The organism is Streptomyces sp. NPDC050509 (assembly GCF_044457965.1).
Lineage (GTDB): Bacteria > Actinomycetota > Actinomycetes > Streptomycetales > Streptomycetaceae > Streptomyces.
The window spans coordinates 158219-181025 of sequence record NZ_JBITHL010000008.1; the positions used below are offsets into that span (position 1 = coordinate 158219).

At 71.5% G+C, this 22807-nt stretch carries 24 protein-coding genes and 1 pseudogene; 16 read left to right on the top strand and 9 right to left on the bottom strand.

Going from position 1 to position 22807, the window contains the following annotated elements; translation table 11 throughout:
• Nucleotides 1–102 precede the first annotated feature (102 nt).
• Complete coding sequence (locus tag ACIBJC_RS23385) at nucleotides 103–1113, top strand: aldo/keto reductase (RefSeq protein ID WP_399295454.1); 1011 nt, start codon at nucleotides 103–105, stop codon at nucleotides 1111–1113.
• A 31-nt stretch (nucleotides 1114–1144) separates the two neighbouring features.
• Here the strand turns inward: ACIBJC_RS23385 and ACIBJC_RS23390 are convergent, their stop codons facing one another.
• The 3 genes from ACIBJC_RS23390 to ACIBJC_RS23400 all read right to left on the bottom strand — a co-directional run bounded on the left by ACIBJC_RS23390 (nucleotide 1145) and on the right by ACIBJC_RS23400 (nucleotide 4255).
• Nucleotides 1145–2047: a PhzF family phenazine biosynthesis protein gene (locus ACIBJC_RS23390; protein ID WP_399295456.1), complete on the bottom strand. Its 903-nt coding sequence runs from the start codon at nucleotides 2045–2047 to the stop codon at nucleotides 1145–1147.
• Nucleotides 2048–2186: 139 nt separating this feature from the next.
• The gene (locus ACIBJC_RS23395; RefSeq protein WP_399295459.1) at nucleotides 2187–2852 is read right to left on the bottom strand and encodes a response regulator; all 666 of its coding nucleotides are present in this window, start codon (nucleotides 2850–2852) and stop codon (nucleotides 2187–2189) included.
• On the bottom strand, nucleotides 2849–4255 hold the full coding sequence (locus tag ACIBJC_RS23400; protein WP_399295461.1) for a sensor histidine kinase: 1407 nt from the start codon (nucleotides 4253–4255) through the stop codon (nucleotides 2849–2851). The genes ACIBJC_RS23395 and ACIBJC_RS23400 overlap by 4 nt, the downstream gene beginning before the upstream one ends.
• 199 nt (nucleotides 4256–4454) lie before the next feature.
• On the opposite strand from ACIBJC_RS23400, the gene ACIBJC_RS23405 reads away from it, so the two are divergent.
• Nucleotides 4455–5231 (top strand): class I SAM-dependent methyltransferase, encoded by a 777-nt coding sequence (locus ACIBJC_RS23405; RefSeq protein ID WP_329821374.1) that lies wholly within the window; start codon nucleotides 4455–4457, stop codon nucleotides 5229–5231.
• A gap of 21 nt (nucleotides 5232–5252) precedes the next feature.
• Here the strand turns inward: ACIBJC_RS23405 and ACIBJC_RS23410 are convergent, their stop codons facing one another.
• Nucleotides 5253–6038, bottom strand: a complete 786-nt coding sequence (locus tag ACIBJC_RS23410) for an SDR family oxidoreductase (RefSeq protein WP_399295463.1) — start codon at nucleotides 6036–6038, stop codon at nucleotides 5253–5255.
• Between the two features lie 41 nt (nucleotides 6039–6079).
• Nucleotides 6080–7099 carry a Gfo/Idh/MocA family protein gene (locus ACIBJC_RS23415; RefSeq protein ID WP_399295465.1) on the bottom strand — a complete coding sequence of 340 codons (1020 nt, stop codon included), beginning with the start codon at nucleotides 7097–7099 and terminating at the stop codon, nucleotides 6080–6082.
• Nucleotides 7100–7200: 101 nt separating this feature from the next.
• Here ACIBJC_RS23415 and ACIBJC_RS23420 point away from each other — a divergent pair, with 101 nt between their 5' ends.
• A complete protein-coding gene (locus ACIBJC_RS23420; RefSeq protein WP_399296024.1) occupies nucleotides 7201–8586 on the top strand; it encodes a multidrug effflux MFS transporter in 1386 nt (461 codons plus the stop codon).
• A 291-nt stretch (nucleotides 8587–8877) separates the two neighbouring features.
• Here the strand turns inward: ACIBJC_RS23420 and ACIBJC_RS23425 are convergent, their stop codons facing one another.
• On the bottom strand, nucleotides 8878–9828 hold the full coding sequence (locus ACIBJC_RS23425; protein WP_399295467.1) for a LysR family transcriptional regulator: 951 nt from the start codon (nucleotides 9826–9828) through the stop codon (nucleotides 8878–8880).
• A 188-nt stretch (nucleotides 9829–10016) separates the two neighbouring features.
• On the opposite strand from ACIBJC_RS23425, the gene ACIBJC_RS23430 reads away from it, so the two are divergent.
• From ACIBJC_RS23430 to ACIBJC_RS23440, 3 genes are all read left to right on the top strand, one after another.
• The gene (locus tag ACIBJC_RS23430) at nucleotides 10017–10751 is read left to right on the top strand and encodes a hypothetical protein (protein WP_399295470.1); all 735 of its coding nucleotides are present in this window, start codon (nucleotides 10017–10019) and stop codon (nucleotides 10749–10751) included.
• A 173-nt stretch (nucleotides 10752–10924) separates the two neighbouring features.
• Nucleotides 10925–12151: an MFS transporter gene (locus ACIBJC_RS23435; RefSeq protein WP_399295472.1), complete on the top strand. Its 1227-nt coding sequence runs from the start codon at nucleotides 10925–10927 to the stop codon at nucleotides 12149–12151.
• A gap of 160 nt (nucleotides 12152–12311) precedes the next feature.
• The gene (locus tag ACIBJC_RS23440; RefSeq protein WP_399295474.1) at nucleotides 12312–12806 is read left to right on the top strand and encodes a cupin domain-containing protein; all 495 of its coding nucleotides are present in this window, start codon (nucleotides 12312–12314) and stop codon (nucleotides 12804–12806) included.
• Nucleotides 12807–12896: 90 nt separating this feature from the next.
• Here the strand turns inward: ACIBJC_RS23440 and ACIBJC_RS23445 are convergent, their stop codons facing one another.
• Nucleotides 12897–14354 carry a hypothetical protein gene (locus ACIBJC_RS23445; protein WP_399295476.1) on the bottom strand — a complete coding sequence of 486 codons (1458 nt, stop codon included), beginning with the start codon at nucleotides 14352–14354 and terminating at the stop codon, nucleotides 12897–12899.
• Between the two features lie 155 nt (nucleotides 14355–14509).
• On the opposite strand from ACIBJC_RS23445, the gene ACIBJC_RS23450 reads away from it, so the two are divergent.
• The 7 genes and pseudogenes from ACIBJC_RS23450 to ACIBJC_RS23480 all read left to right on the top strand — a co-directional run.
• Nucleotides 14510–15517, top strand: a complete 1008-nt coding sequence (locus ACIBJC_RS23450) for a small ribosomal subunit Rsm22 family protein (RefSeq protein WP_399295478.1) — start codon at nucleotides 14510–14512, stop codon at nucleotides 15515–15517.
• 438 nt (nucleotides 15518–15955) lie between these two features.
• Nucleotides 15956–16600: a dihydrofolate reductase family protein gene (locus ACIBJC_RS23455; RefSeq protein ID WP_399295480.1), complete on the top strand. Its 645-nt coding sequence runs from the start codon at nucleotides 15956–15958 to the stop codon at nucleotides 16598–16600.
• 590 nt (nucleotides 16601–17190) lie between these two features.
• Nucleotides 17191–17790, top strand: coding sequence for a hypothetical protein (locus ACIBJC_RS23460; RefSeq protein WP_399295482.1), 600 nt, complete (start codon nucleotides 17191–17193; stop codon nucleotides 17788–17790).
• Between the two features lie 82 nt (nucleotides 17791–17872).
• Complete coding sequence (locus ACIBJC_RS23465) at nucleotides 17873–18214, top strand: PadR family transcriptional regulator (RefSeq protein ID WP_399295484.1); 342 nt, start codon at nucleotides 17873–17875, stop codon at nucleotides 18212–18214.
• Nucleotides 18211–19170 (top strand): hypothetical protein, encoded by a 960-nt coding sequence (locus tag ACIBJC_RS23470; RefSeq protein ID WP_399295486.1) that lies wholly within the window; start codon nucleotides 18211–18213, stop codon nucleotides 19168–19170. Before ACIBJC_RS23465 ends, ACIBJC_RS23470 begins: the two co-directional genes overlap by 4 nt.
• 202 nt (nucleotides 19171–19372) lie before the next feature.
• Nucleotides 19373–20206, top strand: coding sequence for a phosphatase PAP2 family protein (locus ACIBJC_RS23475; protein WP_399295488.1), 834 nt, complete (start codon nucleotides 19373–19375; stop codon nucleotides 20204–20206).
• Nucleotides 20131–20362 (top strand): annotated as a pseudogene (locus ACIBJC_RS23480) (hypothetical protein); the annotation flags it as partial. The gene ACIBJC_RS23475 and the pseudogene ACIBJC_RS23480, both read left to right, overlap by 76 nt.
• 7 nt (nucleotides 20363–20369) lie before the next feature.
• Here the strand turns inward: ACIBJC_RS23480 and ACIBJC_RS23485 are convergent.
• Together ACIBJC_RS23485 and ACIBJC_RS23490 are read right to left on the bottom strand one after the other, a co-directional pair.
• Nucleotides 20370–20576 carry a DUF397 domain-containing protein gene (locus ACIBJC_RS23485; protein ID WP_399295490.1) on the bottom strand — a complete coding sequence of 69 codons (207 nt, stop codon included), beginning with the start codon at nucleotides 20574–20576 and terminating at the stop codon, nucleotides 20370–20372.
• On the bottom strand, nucleotides 20573–21406 hold the full coding sequence (locus tag ACIBJC_RS23490) for a helix-turn-helix transcriptional regulator (RefSeq protein ID WP_399295492.1): 834 nt from the start codon (nucleotides 21404–21406) through the stop codon (nucleotides 20573–20575). Before ACIBJC_RS23490 ends, ACIBJC_RS23485 begins: the two co-directional genes overlap by 4 nt.
• Nucleotides 21407–21582: 176 nt before the next feature.
• On the opposite strand from ACIBJC_RS23490, the gene ACIBJC_RS23495 reads away from it, so the two are divergent.
• The 3 genes from ACIBJC_RS23495 to ACIBJC_RS23505 all read left to right on the top strand — a co-directional run bounded on the left by ACIBJC_RS23495 (nucleotide 21583) and on the right by ACIBJC_RS23505 (nucleotide 22792).
• Complete coding sequence (locus ACIBJC_RS23495) at nucleotides 21583–21798, top strand: hypothetical protein (protein ID WP_399295494.1); 216 nt, start codon at nucleotides 21583–21585, stop codon at nucleotides 21796–21798.
• Nucleotides 21795–21968 carry a hypothetical protein gene (locus ACIBJC_RS23500; RefSeq protein WP_399295496.1) on the top strand — a complete coding sequence of 58 codons (174 nt, stop codon included), beginning with the start codon at nucleotides 21795–21797 and terminating at the stop codon, nucleotides 21966–21968. The genes ACIBJC_RS23495 and ACIBJC_RS23500 overlap by 4 nt, the downstream gene beginning before the upstream one ends.
• 614 nt (nucleotides 21969–22582) lie before the next feature.
• Nucleotides 22583–22792 carry a hypothetical protein gene (locus ACIBJC_RS23505; RefSeq protein ID WP_399295498.1) on the top strand — a complete coding sequence of 70 codons (210 nt, stop codon included), beginning with the start codon at nucleotides 22583–22585 and terminating at the stop codon, nucleotides 22790–22792.
• Nucleotides 22793–22807: the final 15 nt, after the last annotated feature.

A 22807-nucleotide genomic window follows, 5' to 3' on the forward strand; every position in this document is an offset into this window, starting at 1 on the left:
CAACCTTAGGTTGACGATGGGGGGTCGTCAACCCGAAGTTGACGATTGGGTCGTAGTGATGTCCTTGCCTTCGCGTGCGCTCCAACTCCTAAGGTGCTGACCATGGTTGAGATACAGGGCAGGACCCTGGGAGACAGCGGGATCACCGTCGGCGCGCTCGGCTTCGGATGCTGGGCGATCGGCGGCGCATGGCAGAACACCGACGGCAATCCGCTCGGCTGGGGCGCCGTCGACGACGACGAGTCCGTCGCCGCGGTCCGGCGGGCGCTCGACCTCGGCATCACGTTCTTCGACACGGCCGACGCTTACGGCACGGGCCACAGCGAGACCGTCCTCGGCCGGGCGCTGCGGGGCCACCGCGACGAGGCCGTCATCGCCACGAAATGGGGCAACCTCTTCGACGCGACGACCCGCACCGCCCACGGCCAGGACGCCACCCCCGGCCACGCCCGGCGGGCGCTCACCGCGTCACTGCGCCGCCTCGGCACGGAGTACGTGGACCTCTACCAGCTCCACATCTCCGACGCGCCCCTCGACGCCGCCGCCGAACTCCGCGACACCTGCGAGGAGTTCGTACGGGAGGGGCTGATCCGTACGTACGCCTGGAGCACCGACGACCCGGAGCGCGCGGCGCTGTTCGCGCAGGGCGAGCACTGCGCGGCCGTGCAGCACATGTGCAACGTGCTCCAGGACGCCCCGGAGATGCTGGAGCTGTGCGCGGAACACGGACTGGCGAGCGTGGTGCGCAGCCCGCTCGCGATGGGCCTGCTGGCGCGGAACCCCGGCGCCGGGGCCGACACGGGGACCGGCTGGACGCGCGGCTCCGGTGACATCCGCACCGTACCGCCCGCGTGGCTGCGCTGGTTCGGCGAGGGCGGGCTGCCGGTCCCGGAGCAGGCGGCGCGGGTCGACGCCGTACGGGACCTCCTCACGTCCGGCGGTCGCACCCTGGCGCAGGGAGCGCTCGCCTGGCTCTGGGCCCGCAGCCCGCACACGGTGCCGATCCCGGGCATCCGCTCGGTCGCCCAGGCCGAGGAGAACGCGGGGGCGCTGCGGTACGGGCCGCTCGGCGAGGGCGAGATGAAGGAGATCGCCACACTCCTCGCGGCCTGAGGCGTGGCGGGCCCTGGACCTCGGCGCAGGGTCAGCCGCCGTCCGGGATACGGGCCCCCGCGCCGCTCACCCGGACGCGCGGGTCGCCCGCCCGCAGCTCCACGGTGAGCACGCCGGGGCGGCCCATGTCCTCGCCCTGGTGCAGGGTGAGGACGGCGTTCCCGGCCACCGCGTCCAGCGCGCGCAGATACGCCCCGAAGGCCAGGGCGGCGGCGCCGGTCGCGGGATCCTCGACCACCCCGCCCACCGGGAACGGGTCGCGGACATGGAAGACCTCGGCGGACGCCCGCCACACGAGCTGGACCGTGGTCAGGTCCAGCCGGCGCATCAGGGCTTCGAGCCGGTCGAAGTCGTAGGCGAGATCCGCGAGCCGGGCCCGGCTCGCGGCGGCCAGCACGAGATGGCGGGCGCCCGCGAAGGCGATACGGGGCGGCAGGGCCGGGTCGAGATCGGCGGCCGGCCAGCCGAGGGCGGCCAGAGCCTCCTGGACGTCGTCCCGCGCCACGTCGGTGACGTGCGGCTCGACGCTGGTGAGGGTGGCCCGCAGCGTGCCGCCCTCCTCGGCGACGGTGACGGGCACCGTCCCGGCGCGGGTCTCGAAGACCAGGTCACCCGGGCCGGTCCGCTCGGCCAGGGCGACGGCGGTCGCGACGGTGGCGTGTCCGCAGAAGGGGACCTCGGCCTTGGGGCTGAAGTAGCGGATGGTGTACCCCCGGCCGTGGTCGCCGCCCGCCGCCCCCTCCTCCGGGAGGCCGGTCAGGAACGCGGTCTCGCTGTACCCGAGTTCCGCCGCGATCGCGAGCATCCCGCCGTCGTCGAGACCTCGCGCGTCCAGGACGACACCGGCGGGGTTTCCGCCCAGGGGATCGGTCGAGAAGGCTGTGTACCGGAGGACGGCGGGGGACCCGGGGGCGGGTGTGGCGTGAGAGGTCATGCCACTGCCCAACCGCACGGCCGGCCACCCTATTCCGGCGGTCCGGCCTCGTGCGCGAGGCGGTCCGGCTCTCGGGTCCGAGGCGGTCCGGCTCCGGGGTACGAGGCGGTCAGGCTTCCCGGGTACGAGGCGGTCCGCCTCAGGGCAGCAGGCGCCGCTCGTTGGCGACGGCCACCGCTCCCGCCCGGGTGTCCACGCCCAACTTCCCGTAGATCCGCCCGAGATGGGTCTTCACCGTGGCCTCGCTGATGAACAGGGCGCGCGCGATGTCCCGGTTGCCCAGGCCGCGCGCCAACTGCTGGAGTATGTCCCGCTCCCGCTCGGAGAGCGCGGGGCGCGGGCTGCGCATCTGGGCCAGCACCCGGTCGGCGACCGGCGCCGACAGCGCCGTACGCCCGGACGCCGCGTTCCGGATCGCGGCGAACAGCTCGTCCGGCTGCTCCGCCTTGAGCAGATAGCCGGTGGCGCCGGCCTCGATGGCGCGGGTGATGTCGGCGTCGGTGTCGAACATGGTGAGCACCAGGACGCGCGGCGCCGTCTCCGTCCCCGTACCGTACGCGGCTCCGGAAGCCAGGTGGCGGGTGGCGGCCACGCCGTCCATACCGCCGCCGAGCTGGAGGTCCATCAGCACCACGTCGGGCCGGACCCGGGCGGCCAGGGCGAGGGCCTCCTCGCCGCTGCCCGCCTCACCGACCACCTCGATGCCCTCGGTGCTGGACAGCAGCGCGCGCAGCCCGGCCCGCACCACGGCGTGGTCGTCGCACAGCAGCAGCCGTACGGGCGACGTGTCATCGGACGGGCTCATGGGGCGACCTCTTCGAGAATGTCGGGGGCGGTGAGGGGGAGGGCCACGGTCACGACGGTGCCGCCGCCCGGCTCGGACTCGACGGTGAGCGTGCCGCCCGAGCCGAGCGCCCGGACCCGCATGGCCGGCAGCCCGTGCCCGCGCCCCGAGCCCGCGCCGGGAGCGGGCACGGCGTCCGCGTCGAAGCCGGCCCCGTTGTCGGCGACGTCCAGGGAGATCTGGTCGCCCAGCCAGGTCAGGGTCAGCGCGGCCCGCGTCGCCCCGGCGTGCTCGCGCACATTGGCCAGCGCGCCCTGCGCGATCCGCAGCAGCGCGGCCTCGGTCTGCTCCGGCAGCGGGCCAGGGGCGCCGTCGACCCGGAGGACCACGGCCAGGCCGGGGCCGCTCTCGCGGTCGGCGAGCGCGTCCAGCGCCTGGACGAGGGTGCGCTCCGCGAGGTCGGCGGGGGCCAGGTCATGGACGAACCGGCGGGCCTCGGTGAGCCCGCGGGCCCCGATACCGGCCGCGTCCCGCACATGTCCGCGGGCCGCGTCGGGGTCCGCGTGCCAGAGGCGGTCGGCGGCCTGGAGCATCATCTGCTGGCTGGACAGGCCCTGCGCGAGGGTGTCGTGGATCTCCGCGGACAGCCGCTGCCGCTCCGCCAGGATCCCCGCGCGCCGTTCGGTGGCCGCCAGGTCGCGGCGGGTACGGACCAGGTCCTCGATCAGGACGCGCTGGCGGGCCGCCTGGCGCTGGAGGGCGATCAGGACGGCGGTGCCGACGGCGGCGACGGCGGGCGGGACGATCAGCACGTTGGGGTCGAACTCCCCCTCCGTGAAACGGAGTTTGGAGGCCACCACCAGTCCCGTCAGCACAGCCGCCAGGGTCACCGCCGGCCGGGTGGGCAGGGTGTGCAGCCCGGCGAAGAAGAGCGGCATGGCACACCAGGCGGAGCTGGGCGCGAGGACGAGCAGGACGATCCAGACCGCCAGCACCGCCCCCAGCCAGACCAGATACCGGGCGGTGGGGCGGGCGCCGGGGCGGGGCGCGGGCGCGAGGGCCCGGCCGAGCGCGTAGAGGAGCCCGAAGAGGACGAAGAGGGTGACGATCCAGCCGATCCGCGGCGCGTCACCGTGCAGGAGCACATGCCGGAGGAGCGAGGAGCCCAGCAGCAGGAAGAACGCGGCGTGCAGGACCGAGCGGAGCCACCGCGCGTCGGGGTCCGCGTCACCGCCGGCTCGCGCGTCCCGGCGGGCCCGCGCGCCGGGGTTCGTGCTCCCGTCGGCGCGCGCCGCGTCCGCCCGCGCGTCAGAGTCGGAATGTACGTCCCCGTCCGCCCGCGCGTCCGAGTCGGACCGTACGTCGGCGTCCGCCCGCGCCGCGCCCTCCGGCTCACCGTGCCGTACCACCGGAAACCTCCGCATCGCCCCGCACCGCCCTTCCTTCCTCCAGCAGTCCTAACCCCTCCTCCGCCGTCCCGCATCAACCGATCGGCCGACACGGGCGTCACCCGCACCGCCCCCGAACCGGGGCCGCTCCGCCGACCCGGACTCCCCGCACCCGCACCGAGGCTGGTACCAGCACCCGTACGAGCACCAGGACGAGCCCCCCAAAGGAATCCGCATGCCCGCCAAGAATCTCACCGTCAACCGCGCCTCCCTCGGGCACCGGGTCGGCTACGCCCTGCGCCACCCCGGCAGGGCCCCGCGCTTCCTGGCGCGCGCGGCCAGGGACACCTGGCTGCGTTACCGCTGGCCGGACCACATCGCGTACTACCGCGCCGTGATGCGCTCCGACACCCGCGTCGCCCCGCACGCGGCGGTCGGCAGCGCCACGCACGAGCGGTGGCTGGCGCTGGGGACGATGCAGTTCGACTACCTGCTCGGCCACGGGCTGCGCCCCGAGCACCGGATGCTGGAGATCGGCTGCGGCAACCTGCGGGCGGGCTGGCGTTTCATCAGCCATCTGGAGCCCGCGCACTACTACGGCATCGACATCTCGCCCGACATCCTCGCCGCTGCCCAGGACACCCTGGTCGACCGGGGGCTTCAGGACCGGCTGCCCACGCTGACCCCGGTCCGTGACCTGAAGCTGGCGTTCCTGCCCGACGCCTGGTTCGACGTCGTGCACGCGCACAGCGTCTTCTCGCACTCCCCGCTCCCGGTCATCGAGGAGTGCCTGGCCCACGTCGGCCGCGTCCTGGCGCCCGGCGGCTGGTTCGACTTCACCTTCGACCGTACGGAGGGCGAGGAGCACCAGGTGCTGCGGGAGGACTTCTACTACCGTACGGAGACGCTCATCGCCCTGGCCGGGAAGTACGGCCTGTCGGCCCGCTTCATGGACGACTGGGAGGAGCTGCCGCACGGCCAGTCCAAGATCCGTGTCACACACGGCTCCTGAGCGGAGACAGTCCGGGAGCCGTCAGCCCCGGCCCACGAACGGCATCGCCGTCGCCAGCACCGTCGCGAACTGCACGTTCGCCTCCAGCGGCAGTTCCGCCATGTGCAGCACGGTCCGCGCCACATCCGTCACGTCCATGACCGGCTCCACCGCCAGCTCCCCGTTGGCCTGCGGCACCCCCTGCCGCATCCGCTCCGTCATGTCGGTCGCCGCGTTGCCGATGTCGATCTGCCCGCAGGCGATCCGGTACGGACGGCCGTCCAGGGACAGCGACTTGGTGAGGCCGGTCATGCCGTGCTTCGTGGCGGTGTACGCGACGGAGTCGGGGCGCGGCGCGTGCGCCGAGATGGAGCCGTTGTTGATGATCCGGCCGCCCTGCGGGTCCTGCGCCCTCATCAGCCGGAACGCCGCCTGCGCGCACAGGAACGTACCGGTCAGATTGGTGTCCAGGACCTTCCGCCAGGCCGAGTACGGCAGGTCCTCCACCTTGATGCCGCCGGGGCCGAAGGTGCCCGCGTTGTTGAAGAGCAGGTCGAGCCGGCCGTACCGCTCGCGCACCGCCGCGAACAGCGCGTCCACGTCCGCCGGTTGCGACACATCGGCCGGTACGGCCGCCACGTCCGCGCCCGGCCCCATCGCCCCGGCCGTCTCCTCCAGCGCCGCGACCCGCCGCCCCGCGAGCACCACCGACCAGCCCGCGCCGTTCAGTGCCACCGCGACCGCCCGGCCGATGCCCGAGCCCGCCCCGGTCACGACGGCGACGCGCCGTCCTCCGCCCTGGTCCTCACCGCTGCGCATGACGTCCATGGCCCCGGAGCGTACCCGGGCCGCGTCCTACCCCTCCAGGTCTACCCCTCCAGGTCGACCGGGTAGCGGACGCCGATGCGCTCCCGTACCGCGTCCAGCGTCCGCATCACCGCGAGCGTGCCGTCCAGCGGCACCAGCGGCGACTCCGTCGCGCCCGCCCGCAGGCAGCGCGCCACCTCGGCCGCCTCGTACTGGAGGCCGTGCAGCGTCGCCTCCGGACCCGCCGTGATCTCCTCGGGTTCCGCGCCGTCCCGGCGCAGCACGAACCGGTCCGCGTGGAAGAAGCCGGACGGTACGTCGATCCGGCCCGCCGTCCCCGTCACCGTGGCCGTCGCCGGGGTCCCCGCCGTGATCGAGCACGACAGCAGCGCCGTCGCCCCCGACTCCCAGCCCAGCAGCATGCCGGTGTTCAGGTCGACGCCCTCGGGGGAGAGCAGGGCGTCCGCCTGTACGCGGTCGGGCTCGCCCAGCAGCAGGTGCGCGAAGGAGACCGGGTACACCCCCAGGTCCAGTACGGCGCCCCCGCCGAGCGCCGCGTCCCGCAGCCGGTGATCGGCCGGGAAGGGGCCCTGGAGGCCGAAGTCGGCCTGGACGGTACGGATCTCGCCGATCACCCCGTCCCGTACCAGCTCCGCCAGCCGCAGGACGACCGGGTTGCAGTACGTCCACATCGCCTCCATCAGGAAGACGCCGCGCTCCCGGGCGAGGGAGACCAGTTCCCCGGCCTCCCGGGCGTTGAGCGTGAACGCCTTCTCGCACAGCACCGGCTTGCCCGCCGCCAGCGCGAGCCCGGCGGCGGCCCGGTGCGCGGAGTGAGGGGTCGCCACGTACACGACGTCCACCTCCTCGTCGGCCACGAGCGCCGCCCAGTCCCCGTACGCGCGCGGGATCCCGAACCGGTCCGCGAACTCCTTCGCCGACGCCTCGCGCCGCGAGGCCACCGCGACGACCTCGGCGCCCGGCAGTTCCCGTACATCGGAGGTGAACCGTTCCGCGATGCCCCCCGTCGCCAGTACGCCCCAGCGCACGGCACGGTCGTCCGGAATCCGTCCTGCTGTCATAGCCGCCTCACTCACTGTTCGCCCGCTCCCGATTAATGGGTCCCGACCACTCCGGCTGAGCTGAGAGCATAGGTAAGGATTTCAACGACATGGAGATATGGATGCCGGACGGCGGCCGCACCACCGAAGGAAGCACCGCACACATACGACCCGAGCAGCGCCGCTCGGCACCCACCCCCAAGGTCGCCCCCACGGCGGGCACCGCCCCCGTACCGCCCCCCACGCCCGTCCCCGACCCGGTGGCCGTGCCGACGGCCGTGGTCGCCGCGCGCCGGGCCGGGCTGCTGGTCACCCTCGTCCTCGGCGGGCTCACCGCGCTGCCACCGCTCTCCATGGACATGTACCTCCCGGCCCTCCCGGAGGTCACCCGCTCCCTCGGCACGGCCGCCGCGACCGCGCAGCTCACGCTGACCGCCTGCCTCGCAGGCATGGCGCTCGGCCAGATCGTCGTCGGCCCGATGAGCGACAAGTTCGGCCGGCGCAGGCCGCTGATGTTCGGCATGGTCGTGTACGTCATCGCCACGGCCATCTGCGCGTTCGCGCCCACCGTGGAACTCCTCATCGGTTTCCGGCTGCTCCAGGGCCTGGCGGGCGCGGCGGGCATCGTGATCGCCCGCGCCGTCGTACGCGACCTGTACGACGGCGTGGAGATGGCCCGCTTCTTCTCCACCCTGATGCTGATCTCCGGTGTAGCCCCGGTCATCGCCCCCGTCATCGGCGGCCAGGTGCTGCGCCTCACGGACTGGCGCGGCATCTTCGTCGTCCTCACCGTGGTCGGCGTCCTCCTCACCCTCGTCGTCTGGAAGTGGCTGCACGAGACGCTGCCCCCGGAGCGGCGGCACAGCGGCGGCGTCGGCCAGGCGCTGCGCACCATGCGCGGCCTGCTCGCCGACCGGGTCTTCACCGGCTACACGCTCGCGGGCGGGCTCGCCTTCGCCGCGCTCTTCGCGTACGTGGCCGCCTCGCCGTTCGTGGTGCAGGAGATCTACGGCGCGTCGCCGCAGACCTTCAGCCTGCTCTTCGGCGTCAACTCCATCGGCCTGATCGCCGTCGGCCAGATCAACGGCAGGGTGCTGGTCGGCCGGGTCTCCCTGGACCGGGTGCTCGGCTTCGGCCTGCTCGTCATCACGGGCGCCGCGCTGGCGCTGCTGCTGATGACCGCCGGGGTCTTCGGGGACGTGGGCCTCTTCCCGGTCGCGGCGGGGCTGTTCGTCCTGATGTCCGCGATGGGCCTCGCGATGCCCAACACCAACGCCTCCGCGCTGATGCGCGCCCCGCACGCGGCGGGCTCGGCGTCCGCGCTCATCGGCACGGCGTCGTTCCTGATCGGGGCCATCGCCTCGCCGCTGGTGGGGATCGCGGGCGAGGAGACGGCCGTACCGATGGCCGTCGTCCAACTGGTCTGCGCGGTGGGCGCGCTGGCCGCGTTCGCGGGGCTCGTACGGCCGTGGCGCCACCAGCGCCCGATGGACCGCCCGGCGGCCTGAGGCTCCTCGGGGTCCGACCGAGATACGGGACAGAGGGGCAATGGGGTGATCTTGAAGTCCCGTACGTCCGGGCTCGCTCGGTGCCGTCGGCCTCGTCGTCCTCGGCGAGGGGGCGGTAGACGGTGGTGACCGAGGGGCGCTGTCCCTTGTCGGTTGACCGACACCAGCAGGACTGCGAGGGGACGCCCGCCCGGGACGCCTGGTGCGCGTTCAGGCACGGCAGGTGCGGGAGGGCGTCAGTTCGTGCTGGGCTGCGGGACCGGCGGTTGCTTCGTCCGGGGGCAGGCGTCTTCATGACCGGGCCCCATGCACCGGCGCCGTGGTGGCGGCGTTCGGGCCGCTGGGTTGACTGCACGTCACCACGGCCCGGCGCAGCCAGCGGTGCGCCGGATCGCCTGCCCGCCGGACGTGCCATGCCTGCTGGTAGGCGGGTCGGGGAAGCTCCAGGGGCGGAGCGAACTTCCGCAGTGTCTTGTACCGGCGCATTGGCCCCACCGCCCGGCTGGCAACGGTCAGCAGGAGGTCGGTGCCTGGGAGCAGGTCGGCTGCCGCGCTCCAGTGGGGCATTGTCACGGCCAGATGCCGCCGTAGTCCGCGTGCCGCCAGCGCTTTCTCGATCTCGTCGTTCGCATCGGGTCGCAGGGTCAGCGAGATGTGCGGACGCTCCAGCCACTCCTCGAACGACAGCCCTCCTTTTCCGGGGAGGACCGCCTTGTCCGCCAGGCATACGAATTCCTCCTGGAAGAGGTCCTGGATCTCGATGTCGTCGGGCAGGTGGGGAAAGATTCCCAGCGCGAGATCGAGTTCGCCGTCCTGGAGTTGCGCGAGCATCGCTTCCCGGCTGGCCTGGCTGATCGCAAGGTCGAGGCCGGGTGCCTGGTGGCGGACATGGCGCACCAGCGGGGGCAGCAGGATGTGCGCCGCGTAGTCCGACATCGAGATCCTGAAGCGCCTGCGGGTGCGCGCCGGTTCGAAGTCGGGGGCACTGAGTAGGTCGTTCAAGCTGGTCAGGGCGTCTTCGAGGGGCTGTACCAGCGCCTCGGCGAGTGCCGTGAGGGTCATGCGGCCGCCGTGCCGCACGAGAAGGGGATCGCCGAAGTGTGTCCGCAGCTGCCCCAGGGTGTGGCTGACGGCCGGCTGGCTCTTGTGCAGCCGCACTGCCGCGCGGGTGACGTGTTTCTCGGTCAGCAGGGCGTGCAGCGTCAGGAGCCGGTTGAGGTCGATCCGCTGCAGTTCATCCATGGTGCGAATACTAGAGATGCACAGGAAGTATTTCCATAAACGAGTCTGATGGCGGATGGTCGAAGTGTCGCGGCGCCGACCCCTCAGGAGGGGCGTCGATGACAGCGGGTTCCAGTCGCTCCTGACCGTAAGAGGGCAGGGCGGCGGTTCCCGCGGCCGTTCAACCGCTACTCACCTCAGGACTGGAAATGACCAAGACAGATCTCACGCTCTCCTACATCGACGGACGACCGTCCACGATCGGCATCGAGGCCGTCAACGAGGTGCTGCGCACCGTGGGCGTCCACGCCGGCCGGACTCCCGTTCCCGATCAGGCTCTCCCGATCCTGGAGGTGTCCAAGACCCGGGCGCTTTCGGAGGACGAGCAGGCCGGGCTGATCTCGATGTTCAGCCAGCACCGCAGCGACCTGCTGGCGCACATCCAGCTCGCCGGCCGCACGCCCGAGGCCCCTGACGGCGGCCATCTGAACACGTCCGAGCACGGGGTCGCTCCGTACCCGAAGGTCTACGACATGCAGGCCATGGACGACGACGCCAAGCACTTTGTGCAGGCGCGCTTCGGCCGCCTCCACGTCAACACCACCGACGACGGCGTCGGCATCGACGAGGTCATGACCGTGGTGTCCGGCGGCCCGATGACGTGGTTCTACCGGCTCCCCGACGGCGTTGTCGTCAAGCTCTCCGTGCCCGCAGTGGAGACCGGCGACTTGGCCTGGCGCATCAGCTACCCCGGCAAGCGTCCCCACGGCGCGTTCCTGGACGCCGAGCACGGCCTGATCGTGGCATACGCCCACGGCCCCGAGAAGTTCGTCATGCGCTACGAGGCCCCGAGTGCCGAGGGCGCAGACGCGCTGGGCACCAACCCGTGGATCGAGTTCGACGGCGACGCGCCTCGGATGCTGGACGACGTGACCGCGAGCTGACCGCGAGCTGACCGCCTACGAGGTGAACAGGCCGGCCATGGCCCTACGCGCCCTGCCAGCCGTTCGCCTCACGCTCCCTCTGGAACTCCAGGCCGTCGCCACCGGACAAACCGGGTGGTCCGGCCCCATCCCTCCTCCCTTCCATCCCACTGTCCACCGGCACAGGAAGAGTCATGTCCATCACGACCGGACCAGCCACCACGCGCACCCCCGCTTCCGTGAACGAACCCACCCGCCGCGTCCCCGTCCTCTGGCTGGCGTTGCTCGCCACTCCGGTCGCCGCCGCCAACAACGCCGCCGTCCTGATCCTCGGCGACATGAGCCGCTCCCTCGGTATCACCAAGGCCACCGCGTCGTGGCTGGTCACCGTGTTCGCGCTGACGCTGGCCGTCGCGACCCCGCTGATCGCGACGTTGGTGCGCCGGCGTGGCACCCGCGCGGCGCTGTGGACCAGCGCGGCCTTCGTCGTCGCCGGCACCGCGCTCGTGGCCGTCTCGCCGTGGCTGCCGCTCACCCTCGTCGGCCGGGCCGGACAGGCGGCGGGCGGCGCGGGCATGATGGCCATTGCCATGAATCTCGCCGGCACCGCCCGCCGCATGGGCGTCATCAGCGCCGGCTCCGGGATCCTCGGAGGCGTCGGCCCGCTGCTCGGCGAACGCCTCACCGACGTGGTCTCCTGGCGGGCGGCCCTGTCCATCCTGATCATCACCCTCCTGGCCGTCCCCGCCGTCAGCCGGCACACCACCAAGGCGCCCCCCACGACCGAGGGCCACTTCGATGCCCGCGGCGCGGTGTTGCTCGCGATCCTGTCCAGCGGCATCGTCCTCCTGCCGTCGAACCCGCTGCCCGCCCTGGCCGTGGCGGCCGTCACCGCCGCCCTCCTGGCCCTGCACATACGGCGCCGCCCGCACGGCTACGTCCCCCTGGCCGCGCTGCGGTCCCGGCTCTTCCGCGGCTCGGTGCTGATCGCCGTCGCCCTGTCCGTTCTCTACTTCACGTTGCTGTTCGGGATCCCCCAGCTGATCACCGACCGGGCCGACTGGTCGACCGGATCGGTCGCGGTCGGCCAGATGACCGCCATGATCGCCGGGTCCATGCTCACCCTCGCCTTCGCCGCCGTCTCCGCGCGCCTGGGCCAGAGCACGGTACGAGCACTCCTGCTCGCGGTCGGAGCGCTCGCCGCCGCGGCGGCGATCTTCGCCCACAGCGCGATCGTCCTGTTCCTCGCGATCGGCCTGGCTGTCTTCACCGCGACCGGCGCCAACGCCACCCAGTCCATGGCCGCCGCCTCCGCCGTCCCCGAACGTCAGCGGCCCACCGCCATCGGCCTGTTCCAACTCGCCTACCTCATGGGCGGAGCCCTCGGCCCGGCCCTGGCAACCATGCTCATCCTCAGCTGAGTGACCGGCCGCACCACGGACCGGGCGAGTCACCACGCCCATTCGGCCCACCCCGCCCACCTGCGGCAACGCAGCAGACAGGCGTGTCACCGCCCTTACCAACCGCTCTGTCTGAAGAATCCCGTCGCGGCGTCAAACCGCCCTCACGAAAGGAACCATCGTGTCGTACCCCGACCCTCGCTACCTCAACGACAACGGCGAGATCAGCGCGAAGTACCAACCCTCGGCCGAGGAGCCCGACACCGGCTTCATCGGCGCCACCAACATCAGCTACGTGGCCACCGAGGAGACGACCGGGGGCGAGTACGGCCTGTACAAGGTCGACATGGGACCGAAGACCATGGGCGCCGAAGAGCACTTCCACCGGGCGATCTCGGAGTCGTTCTACGTGCTCTCCGGCGAGGTCCAGTTCTACAACGGCGAACGCTGGATCAGGGGCGGGGAGGGAGACTTCCTCTACGTGCCCGCCGGTGGCCTGCATGCCTTCCAGAACGACTCCGATGAGCCGCTGTCCATGTTGATGATCTTCTCGCCGGGTGCGCCGCGCGAGGAGTACTTCGAGAAGGCCGCAGAGTACGCGGAACGCGGCCGCGAAGAGGCCAAGGCCTTCCAGGTGCGACACGACACCTACTTCACGGACATGCTTGACGCCTAGACATCCCCCTCCGCAAGGGCTCGCCAGATGTGCCGGGCGGCCAGCCCCCTCCCCGGCCCCGGGTCGCGTAGGCCCCGGTCCCCGGGGCCCTCAGCTCCAGTTGTCGCGGTGCGGAAAGCCGGTCAGATGTGACCTGTCCCTGCCGTCCGTCCAGCGGAAGAGACCGACCCCGGCGATCTCCGCGCCGGGCAGCCGCACATTGCGGGCCAGCGTCTCGGGCGTCGCGGTCGCCAGATCCACGGTGACCGGGGCGCTGCCCCCGCCCGCCAGCGCGTCCGCCGCGCTCCGGGCGCTGCGCGCCCCGTACGCCGTGCCGTCGTCCGCGACCGTGGCCAGCGTCAGCGGGCGGGTACCGTCCTCCTCCTCGAAGCAGTACGCGCGCTTCTCCTCCAGGTCGAAGGCGAGCCGCCCGGCGACCAGGTAGTTGCCCTGCGGCGAGATGACGAGCTGCGGGTCGTCGGCCGGGGTGATCGCGGGCTTGCGGCAGCGGACCTGGAGCACCGCCTTGCCCGTCGCCGCGTCGTGCAGCGCCCACACCTCGTGCGTACGGGCGTCCTTCGCGCCCTTCTTCTTCTGCCAGGTGGCGAGGATGTAGCCGCCCGCCGTCGAGGCGGGCACCCCGGTCGCCGCGTCCGTGTCCTTCGGCGCGACCTTCCTGCTGTACCAGCCGCCGCGCACCCAGAACTCCTTGGCGCCGCTGACGAGCAGGCCCTTGTCGGTCGTCCCGCGCACCTGCGTCAGCTTGCGGCACTCCTTGCAGCCCTTGGGGTAGCCGAGCGCGCCCGGCGGAACACTGACCGCCTCGCCGGTCACCGGGTCCACGACGGCGCTGGTGGCCTTGCCGTCGGTGATCAGCAGGCCGGGCCCCGACGCGGTGACCTTCGGCGCGTCGGCCCAGGGGATCTCGACCCGTCGCACGGAGCCGTCGGACGCGCTGTAGATGTCGAGGGAGATGAGCGCGTCCGAGGGCTGCCCCGGACCCTGGTTGATCCGCCCGTACGACCAGGTGACGAAGAACTCCCGGTTGTCGCCGGTCGTCACGGTGAGCAGCCGGGGGAAGCGGTCGGCGGGGAACAGGGTGCGCCGGGGCTCACCGTTCCAGTCGGCCTTCCCGGTGGCGGGGTCGACGGTACGGATCAGATACCGGTCGTCGTCGGTCCTGGACAGATAGGCGACGAGCCCGGTGTCCTCGGCGATCGCATAGGTGGGGGAGCCGTCGATGATGTCCCAGCCGCGCCCCGTGTCGTACGCGGCCGGCACGGGGAGCTGCGGAATCCGTGACGTACCGCTCGGCGACGGCATCGTGGCCTTGGTCCCGGTGGTCGTGCTCTTGCCGTCCCGGTCGCCCTTGGCGTCCTTCGTCGGGCCGCCGCAGGTGGCGAGCAGGAGCAGCAGCGCGAGCACGATCACTCCGGCCACCAGGGACCCGCGTACGATCCGCTCTCTCCTGGTCGGGGCTTCCCCGAGGGGCCGCATCCGCCGCATGGGTCTGAAGGTCCCCGTGGGGCCGATGGTTTTGAGCCGGATCCGCTGCCACCTGGTCCCCATGGTCCCCGTGGTCCTCCCGTGAGAGCCCCCGCCCCGCCTGACAAGGCCGTCAGCGTAGCAACAGGCCGTCAGGCCTTCGGCGTTCGCACCGGGGTGACGGGCGGGCGACCTGTCGGCGGCGCTGCGGGTTGCCCCGGTTGCCTACAATCTGGCCGGTGAACGCCACCCTCTCCACCGCGGAAACCCTGCGCGCCCAGCTCGGCCGCCTGCTCGACGGGCTGCCGCCCAAGCAGGCCACGCAGGCCGTCGACCGGCTGATCGCCAACTATCGCGGGACCACCCCGACGGACGCGCCCGTACTCCGGGACCGCTCGGACGTCGCCGCGTACGCCGCGTACCGGATGCCCGCCACCTTCGAGGCCGTACGGTCCGCACTGGAGGCCCTGGCGGACGCGGCGCCCGGCTGGACGCCGGGCAGCCACCTCGACGTGGGCGGCGGTACGGGGGCGGCGGTATGGGCGGCGGACGCGGTCTGGGGCGACGCCCCGGACGCACCACGGGCCACCACCGTCCTGGACTGGGCCGAACCGGCGCTCGCCCTCGGCCGCGAACTGGCCCAGTCCTCGGGCCTCCCCGCGCTGCGCGCCGCCGAATGGCGCGGCGGTCGGATCGAGGAGGCCCTGAAGCTGGCCGGAAGCGATCTCGTGACGGTCTCGTACGTCCTGAAGGAACTGGCCGCGCCGGACCGTACGGCACTGGTCACCGAGGCCGCGCGGGCCGCCCGGGCCGTGGTGATCGTGGAACCGGGCACCCCCGACGGCTACCTGCGCATCATCGAGGCCCGCGACCTCCTGATCGGCGCGGGCTTCCACGTCGCGGCCCCCTGCCCCCACGACCGCGCCTGCCCGATCACCCCGGGCACGGACTGGTGCCACTTCTCGGCCCGGGTCAGCAGATCGTCCCTGCACCGCCAGGTGAAGGGCGGCTCACTCCCGTACGAGGACGAGAAGTTCAGCTACGTAGCGGCGGTCCGCTTCACCCCTGACCCGGCCCCGGCGCGCGTGACCCGCAGGCCGCAGATCCGCAAGGGCCAGGTACTCCTGGAACTCTGCACGGCGGACGACGCCCTGCGCCGCGAAACGGTCACGAAGCGCCACGGCCCCCTCTACCGCGCGGCGAGGGACACGGACTGGGGCGACGCGTGGCCGCCGCGCGAAGGCTAGTGCCCCTCCCGGCACTAGTCCCGTATTTCGCGGGTCGCTGATTCGGCTGGAGAGCGGGGCCGGGCAGTGTCCGGCACGGGCCTGTCAACGTTCGATCGGGTGTGTCGATGACTTCCCGGTCCCCGCGGCCACGAACGGAACGCCCCCGTATGGAGTGCGTGATCGAGGCCGTGGTGACCAAGCGTTTGGGCGCTCTGCCCGTCGCTGCCGAGTTTCTGCGCCGGCTGGACGTCAAGGACCGGAAGCCCCCCCGCTTCCGCTGGACGCTCGCCCGGTGAGGGGTACGCGGCCGCGCCGGGGGATGACCACGGGGAGTCGTCGCCGTGCGCGCGGCTGCGGGAGCTCGCTGAGAACTGCACGATGCGGCGATGAGTTTTCCCGGCCCGGCCGGTCTACGGTTCGTCAGGTGATCAGAAAGTGCGAAGCAGGAGGAGCGACATGAGCCAGTTGCTGCGGGTCCAGAACTTCACCGTCTCGAGCGACGGGTTCGGCGCCGGCGAGGGCCAGAGCCTCGAAAAGCCTTTCGGCCATGCCGATCCGGGGAACTTGCTCGCCTGGGCCTTTGCCACCGACCACCCACCCATCAACCGCTCCGAACCCGGTGGCCGAGGTCTGGACGACTACTTCACGCGGGACTACGCCCGCAACATCGGCGCCGAGATCATGGGCCGCAACAAGTTCGGGCCGCAGCGCGGGCCCTGGCAGGACCACGAGTGGCAGGGATGGTGGGGTGACGAGCCCCCGTTCCACACGCCGGTGTTCGTCATGACGCACCACAAGCGCCCGTCGTTCACGCTCTCCGACACCACGTTCCACTTCGTCGACGGCGACCCGGCCGCGGTGCTCGCCCAGGCGAAGGAGGCAGCGCAGGGCCAGGACGTCCGGCTTGGCGGTGGGGCCACGATCATCCGGCAGTTCCTCGATGCCGACCTCGTCGACACCGTGCATGTGGCGGTCGCGCCGACGAAGCTCGGCTCCGGGGCCCGGCTGTGGGAGTCCCCCGACGAGCTGCTCGACCGGTTCCACCAGGACGTCGTGCCCAGCCCGAGCGGCGTGACGCACCACCTGTTCTGGCGGAAGTGAGGCCGGGCCGGCCGGCCGGCGCGGGCTCCGTCACCCGGCGCCCGCGGCATGGCCGCTGCCCAGCGGCGTCCTGGCCTCGCATTTCGCGGGTCGCTGCGGGTGCTGTTCAGGTCTGCAGCCAGCGTGGGCGTCGCACGTCGAGTCCCAGCAGATCGAGGAGGTCGACCTGGACGATAGTCCAGCAGGACCTGGGCGGGGGTGGCCTGCTCGATCGGGCGGGAGGCGATCAGCGCGTACCAGCCGTCGGCCGCCGCCTGCACGACCAGCACCTGCTCGTCGAAGTGCCAGGCCAGGGTCGGCCGGCCCTCCTCGTCGGTGCCGATCTCGGTGCGTAGGCAGGAGGCGACCCTGCGGGTCTTGGCGATTACCCCGACCCGGGCGGCGAGCTTCTCAGCCGTGTTGTAGTAGCGGCCACCGGCCCCGCGCTGAACTTTCTCCAGTTCGGCTGTGGCCTTGGCCAGCCGCTTGGTGCGCGCTTGGCGCTGGCCGGCGGCGTTACCGGTGGAATGCACCAGGATCCGGCGCACCTGTAGCACCGGATCGCGCTTGCGGGGCCCGGGGATGCGCTGGATGTCCTGAAGGACGCGGTAGTGCCCACGCTGCTCGGGCGGCAGGTGCTCCTCCCGCTCGGCGGTGCAGTCCACCGGCGCGGCATGCTGGAGGTCCAGGCCGGCCCGGAACTCGTCGCTGATCTTGGACGCCGGTACCGGCGCGATGAAGTCCACCTCGGCGGCCAGCAGCGCACCGATGTTGCCCCAGGAATACAGCTTGGAGTCCGCGACCATCAGCAGGCGTCGCTCGCCGGCGAGTGCCTTGAGGGCCTGTATCGCGCCGACGACCTGGGAGACCTCCCCGGCGTCGCCGGAAAGGACGCGGGAGAAGACCGGGACGCCGCCGTCGGCGGCCACCCCGATGCCGGCCTGGACCTGCTTCAAGTCCACCCGCCGGTCCTTGGGATGCCCGAACTTGACCACCGGGTAGTCCTCGTCCTGCCCGGCCTCGGGGTAGGCGCCGTGCACGGACATGCTCGTCATATCCCAGTGGATGCGGGCCACATCGATGCCGAAGTCGGCGATCGCGGCCGCCCCGACGCTGCCGGCAGGCCGGACCAGGTCGCGGTGAGCATCCGCCAACGCCGCGCGGGTGCGTCGAGGAGACCGCCGTCGCGCCCGCCGGCCGGGAGAGGGTGACGCTCGCCGCAGGCGTGGAGGCGCTGCCGGTGACCACCCGAGGCTGGCGGATATATTTCGTAGCTCGATATATGCTCGACGCATGACCAGACGGAATCCGCCCTTGACGGAACCGCAGTACTTCATCCTTGCCGCACTCATGGATGGTCCGTTGCACGGTTACGGCATCATCAAGGCTGCCGGGCAGGCCACCGACGGGCGGCTCCGGATCGCTGTCGGCACTCTCTACGGCGCGCTGGAGCGGATGGAGCGGGCCGGGCTGGTGGCCGCCGGCGACGAGGAGATCGTGGACGGGCGGGCGCGGCGCTACTACCGGCTCACGGAGGACGGCACCGAGGCGCTCGCCCGGGAGGCGCTGCGGATGCAGCAGGCGGCGGCTGTCGTCATCGGACACTCGCGGGATGCCGGGGTGGCCCCGGCGTGAATCGTCTGCTGCTTGCGACCTATCCCGAGCCCTACCGTTCCCGGCAGGGAGAGGAAGTGCTGGCCTGCCTGGCCGAGGCGTATCCCGGCCGCTCCTGGCCCCCGCCGCGGGAAGTTGCCGCCTTGGCGCGTGCCGGGGTGCAGGCCCGCGCCCGTGCCGTCGCCGACGACACGGCCCGGCCGTGGTGGCTGGACGGCATCCATCTGACCGCTCTCGTCCTCGCCGCGCTGGCGCTGGTTCCGTACTTGCAGGATGTGTGGCACTGGGCACTGCGCATCGACCCCGGACAGCACGCCATCGCCTTCCACTTCTCCGGCTGGTACCCGTGGGCGCAAGGTCCCGGCGGCCGGACACGGCTGCTGCCCTACGGGCTGCTTCCGCTGGTCTGCCTGATCGCCCTGCTGCGCGGCAGGGCCTGGATCGCACTGCCGGCCGCAACGGTGATGATCTACGCCGGTGCCACGTTCAACAGCACTACGTTCTTCGGCGACGAGGGCAAGGCGGGCCTGAGCTACTACGGTCTCGGCGCCCCGATAACCGCCCGTGACCTGGTGCTCTCGGGGACACTGTGCGCCGCGTGCGCCGTGCTGGCGCTCTGCCGTCCCAGCCGCCTGCGACGCCGCTCCTACCGCTGGCTGGCCCCCGTCGTACTCGCCATGTTCATTGCCGGGAGCCTGCACATCATCTCCGTCAGTCCGGCTTTCCAGCGCGGCTTGTTCGTCCTCGAAGCCACCGCGCTGCTCGGCGCGTGGGTTGCGACGGCAGCCACCGGCGACCACCGGTGGCTGATCCCCGTCGCGGCGGTCGCGATCGTCCGCACGCAGGCGATCGTCGTCCGGCCGGACGCGTTCATGCAGTCCTTTCCAGACCTGGTCGTCTTCCTCCTGCTGATCGCACCCCTCCCCGCCCTGGCGTTCACCGCCCAGCGCCGACAGGGGCAGGCACCCGCCGAATAGGAGCGGACCCCCGGTGGGCCGGCCGAGCCCGGCGGCCCACGTCGTGCCACAAGGCGTGCGTGACCGAACTCCCCCCAACGGAAGAAACAGAGCGATGACTCAGCACGAATCTCCGATCCTGCCCGCGAACCGTCCGGGGGCCTCAAGGCGGGCCCCCGAGGCCCCCGACGGCCTCGGCCCGTCGCGTACGACACGGCCGTGGATGCCGGCTCTGCTGTACACCCTGGGGTTCCTGACGGTCTACCTGCTCGCCATCTGCACCCCGTGGGGGCAACGAGCTGAGAACGTCCTGTTTGATCTCGGTAGAGACAACCCTGAAGATGTATGGATCTACCCCCTGTCAGGAGCGGAATACGGCTCGACGCCCCTGCCGCCGCTGGAATTGAGCGCCAAGCCCACCCTGATGGTGGGCCTGGCCGTCATCGTGGTCCTCACTCTGGTGCGGCGGTGCTGGTGGCAGGGGTGCGCGGCGCTCGGGGTCGTCATTCTCACGGCCGGAGGCAAGGAGGTGCTCAAATCGACCATCCTGCCCCGTCCCGATCTGGTGGGCGCGCGCGAGAGTCTCCTTGATCAGGGTTTCCCCAGCGGGCACACGGCCATCCCCGCCGCGCTGACTCTTGCCGCCGTCCTGGTGGTTTCCCCCCGCATCCGCCCCTACGTCGCCACGGCCGGTGTGCTGTGGCTCGCCTGCATCGCCGCCTACAGCGCGACCAACGGCGGCCACCGGCCCAGCGAAGTGCTGGGAGCCACACTGTTGGCCTGTGCCTGTTACGGCCTCGCAACCTGGCTGCTGCCGCCAGCCGCCGCGCCAGGCGCCATGCGGAGCCCCCGTGCGCTGCCCGTCATCACCCTGACGACGGCACTGGCCGTCGCCCTCGTTTCCGGCGCACGGAACGACACCCTCACAAGGTCACTGGTCTCCGCGGCGACGGCCTTCATATGTGCGGCCCTGGTCTGGTACGCCGCAGTCGGGCGACCCGCACACGCCCACACGGAGTCAGGCACCTGTTCGCCGCCTACGACCTGGCCAAGGTAAAGCTCTACGGCCACATCAAGCCGAAGAAGAAATGGCACCGACCACTCCAGCCACAAGGAGCAGGACAGCATGATTCGCCGCTACATCATCTTGCGGAACAAGCACGCCGCCGGCGAACGCCTACGCGAGACCGTGGACAGGGCGAACGTTGCTTGATGCGGCACTAGTTGTCGTTGGCTGCGAAGGCGACGAAGTCGCTCCAGGCGATGGGAGTGAGGAGGAGCACGGGCCCGGTGGGGGTCTTGCTGTCGCGGACGGGGACGACGCCGGAGGGGACGAGGTTACGGGCGAACTCGACGCACTCGCCTTCGTGGCCGCTGCTGTAGCTGGACTTCTCCCAGAGCGCGTCGGAGAGGTCGCATGTGTTCATGGGGTCCAGTCCTCCCTTGCCTTGCGCAAGAAATCGATTGACGCCGCCGGGGCAAGTGCATCGGCGCGTAGCCGATCGTAAAGTACGCCAGCTTCCGCCACGACCTTTCGGGAGTCGGTCACATGGCCCGCCCCCAGAGTCTCCTGGTAGAGGACGTCCGGTTCATTGTCGTCGAACTTCATCAGCGTGAATGCCAGCGGCCAGGCGGGAGCACCTGAGCTGTACGGGAGTACCTGAACGGTGAAGCGAGGGGATTCCGCTTCCTTGATCAAGTGCGCCAGTTGCTCAGCCATGACAGCGCGACTGCCGATCTCCCGCCGAAGGCAGGACTCATCCAGAAGGACCCACATCAATGGTGGATCCTCGCGCTCCAGCACGTCACGCCGTTTCAACCGGCGTGCGACCTTCGCGCTGGTCTCGTCCGCGTCGTCGGTCGGGCAGCCTTTCCGGAAAACCGCATGGGCATACGCCTCGGTCTGCAACAGGCCGGCAACCAGGTTATTGCTGTAGTTCAGTACCGTGGAGGCCTTCTGTTCGAGCTGAACGTACGGCTCGAACCAGTCCGGGTACCCGCCCTTCTCGGCGCACCGGTCCCGCAGCCGGGCGAACATCCGTGGCGTGCCGAAGACTTCGTCGCACCCGGCGGCGAATTCCGGACTGGCCATCCGCTCCCCGGCCTCCACCTTCGCCACGTACTGCTGCCCGTACCGCGCGGGCGCGCCCACCGCGCGCTGGCTCAGGCCCCTGCCGACCCGCCACTCCCGTACCTCGTTGCCGAAGTAGGCCGCCCCGCTGACCGGCCCCGTCGGTCCCTTCACCCCGTCCGACATACGTCCGTCTCCTTCACCCCAGGCCCGTTGCCGTGCTCTCAACTCTGGTCAGCGTACGCGCGAATGCCGAAGCTTGGGCACAGACAGTAATTATTCGGCGACAGAGGGGCGCGGCGATGGCTGACCGGAAACTACCCGTCCAAGGCACCGGAGTTGACGGAACGCGGGGCCGGCCGATGAAGGGCAGTGAGGCGCGCAGGCGGTTGTCCCTGCTGATCGCCGCGTACGGGGTGGACGGCTCGCTCGTCGTACCGGCGGCCGGGTACGGCCCCGGCGCCGAGGGCGCGGACCTGGCCCCGGGGGGCGCGCTCAGGTGGCCCCCGTGCGAGTGCGGCCACGCGCTGTGCCCGGACGCCCCCGATGCCCCCGGCTCTTCCGGATCCGGGCGATGACCGCACCCCCGCCGGGAGTTGAGCCCGATCCCGCGACCGGATGCGATGTGTGCGCGGCCCTCTGCCGTCAGCGCGAGGAGGCCCGCGCACGCGGCGACCGGCGCACCGTACAGGCCTGGAACGACGAACTCCGCAACCACCCGCACCGCCGCTCGGGGGACTGGAAGTGACCCCTGGACCCCCTGAACCCCCTGGACTCCCCTGGCCCCCGTCGACCGCTCCCCGTGTCGCGGCCGGTGCCGGGTGAACTCCGCGTCGGCATGGCCGTCTGCGACCGTCACTACGACATGCCCGCCGAAGTCACCGGCTTTGCCGGCCCGATGGTCCTCCTCCGACGTGTTCGTGCCGGGCTCGCGGCGCTACGACAACCCGGCCGCCCACCTGTTCAAGCCCGCCCAGTGGGAGACACACCGTACGGAGTTCTGCCGTCTGGTCGGCAAGAGCCCCGACGCCTCACAGGCGCTGCCGCTGGTGATGGACGAACTGGATGAGGCCCTCACCGACCTGGAGGAGGTCTTGGGGCGCGGCGACGGACCGGTTCGGCTGAACGACGACGGGGAGTTGGTCATCTCTCCGCTGACCGCGGAGAACATCCCCACCGAGGCCGAGGATCTGCACGCCGAGCTGGAGCGGATGCCGCCGAACGTCCCGATCGCCTCGCTGCTGGTGGAGATGGACCGGCACACAGTCCGGCCTGAGGCGAGACGTCGCCTACGGCGACCACAGGGACCTCGTCGAGGAGTTCCAGGCCCGCGTCAAAGCTCAGAACACCACGCCGGCTGCCATGCGGGAACCGGCCGACAAGTGCAGCGAGGTGAAGGAGAAGCTGGCGGCCGTCACGGAGAACCTCACGAAGGAACAGGCCGTCAGCGCCGCGCTGCGGCGGATCATTGCCGAGCTCGACCTTGAACTGATGCAGGCCCGAGAGGAACTTGAGCTCTCCGGGAACGTCACCCGTCTTCCCGCCCCGCGTCGACGGGCGTCGCGCAGATGAGAGGCGGCAACACAA

What these genes read in the sequence shown, in the direction of transcription:
- ACIBJC_RS23385 (WP_399295454.1), top strand. Translation starts at nt 103, where the DNA reads ATGGTTGAGATACAGGGCAGGACCCTGGGAGACAGCGGGATCACCGTC.
- ACIBJC_RS23390 (WP_399295456.1), bottom strand. Translation starts at nt 2,047, where the DNA reads ATGACCTCTCACGCCACACCCGCCCCCGGGTCCCCCGCCGTCCTCCGG.
- ACIBJC_RS23395 (WP_399295459.1), bottom strand. Translation starts at nt 2,852, where the DNA reads ATGAGCCCGTCCGATGACACGTCGCCCGTACGGCTGCTGCTGTGCGAC.
- ACIBJC_RS23400 (WP_399295461.1), bottom strand. Translation starts at nt 4,255, where the DNA reads ATGCGGAGGTTTCCGGTGGTACGGCACGGTGAGCCGGAGGGCGCGGCG.
- ACIBJC_RS23405 (WP_329821374.1), top strand. Translation starts at nt 4,455, where the DNA reads ATGCCCGCCAAGAATCTCACCGTCAACCGCGCCTCCCTCGGGCACCGG.
- ACIBJC_RS23410 (WP_399295463.1), bottom strand. Translation starts at nt 6,038, where the DNA reads ATGGACGTCATGCGCAGCGGTGAGGACCAGGGCGGAGGACGGCGCGTC.
- ACIBJC_RS23415 (WP_399295465.1), bottom strand. Translation starts at nt 7,099, where the DNA reads ATGACAGCAGGACGGATTCCGGACGACCGTGCCGTGCGCTGGGGCGTA.
- ACIBJC_RS23420 (WP_399296024.1), top strand. Translation starts at nt 7,201, where the DNA reads ATGCCGGACGGCGGCCGCACCACCGAAGGAAGCACCGCACACATACGA.
- ACIBJC_RS23425 (WP_399295467.1), bottom strand. Translation starts at nt 9,828, where the DNA reads ATGGATGAACTGCAGCGGATCGACCTCAACCGGCTCCTGACGCTGCAC.
- ACIBJC_RS23430 (WP_399295470.1), top strand. Translation starts at nt 10,017, where the DNA reads ATGACCAAGACAGATCTCACGCTCTCCTACATCGACGGACGACCGTCC.
- ACIBJC_RS23435 (WP_399295472.1), top strand. Translation starts at nt 10,925, where the DNA reads ATGTCCATCACGACCGGACCAGCCACCACGCGCACCCCCGCTTCCGTG.
- ACIBJC_RS23445 (WP_399295476.1), bottom strand. Translation starts at nt 14,354, where the DNA reads ATGGGGACCAGGTGGCAGCGGATCCGGCTCAAAACCATCGGCCCCACG.
- ACIBJC_RS23455 (WP_399295480.1), top strand. Translation starts at nt 15,956, where the DNA reads ATGAGCCAGTTGCTGCGGGTCCAGAACTTCACCGTCTCGAGCGACGGG.
- ACIBJC_RS23465 (WP_399295484.1), top strand. Translation starts at nt 17,873, where the DNA reads ATGACCAGACGGAATCCGCCCTTGACGGAACCGCAGTACTTCATCCTT.
- ACIBJC_RS23475 (WP_399295488.1), top strand. Translation starts at nt 19,373, where the DNA reads ATGCCGGCTCTGCTGTACACCCTGGGGTTCCTGACGGTCTACCTGCTC.
- ACIBJC_RS23485 (WP_399295490.1), bottom strand. Translation starts at nt 20,576, where the DNA reads ATGAACACATGCGACCTCTCCGACGCGCTCTGGGAGAAGTCCAGCTAC.
- ACIBJC_RS23490 (WP_399295492.1), bottom strand. Translation starts at nt 21,406, where the DNA reads ATGTCGGACGGGGTGAAGGGACCGACGGGGCCGGTCAGCGGGGCGGCC.
- ACIBJC_RS23495 (WP_399295494.1), top strand. Translation starts at nt 21,583, where the DNA reads ATGAAGGGCAGTGAGGCGCGCAGGCGGTTGTCCCTGCTGATCGCCGCG.
- ACIBJC_RS23500 (WP_399295496.1), top strand. Translation starts at nt 21,795, where the DNA reads ATGACCGCACCCCCGCCGGGAGTTGAGCCCGATCCCGCGACCGGATGC.
- ACIBJC_RS23505 (WP_399295498.1), top strand. Translation starts at nt 22,583, where the DNA reads ATGCGGGAACCGGCCGACAAGTGCAGCGAGGTGAAGGAGAAGCTGGCG.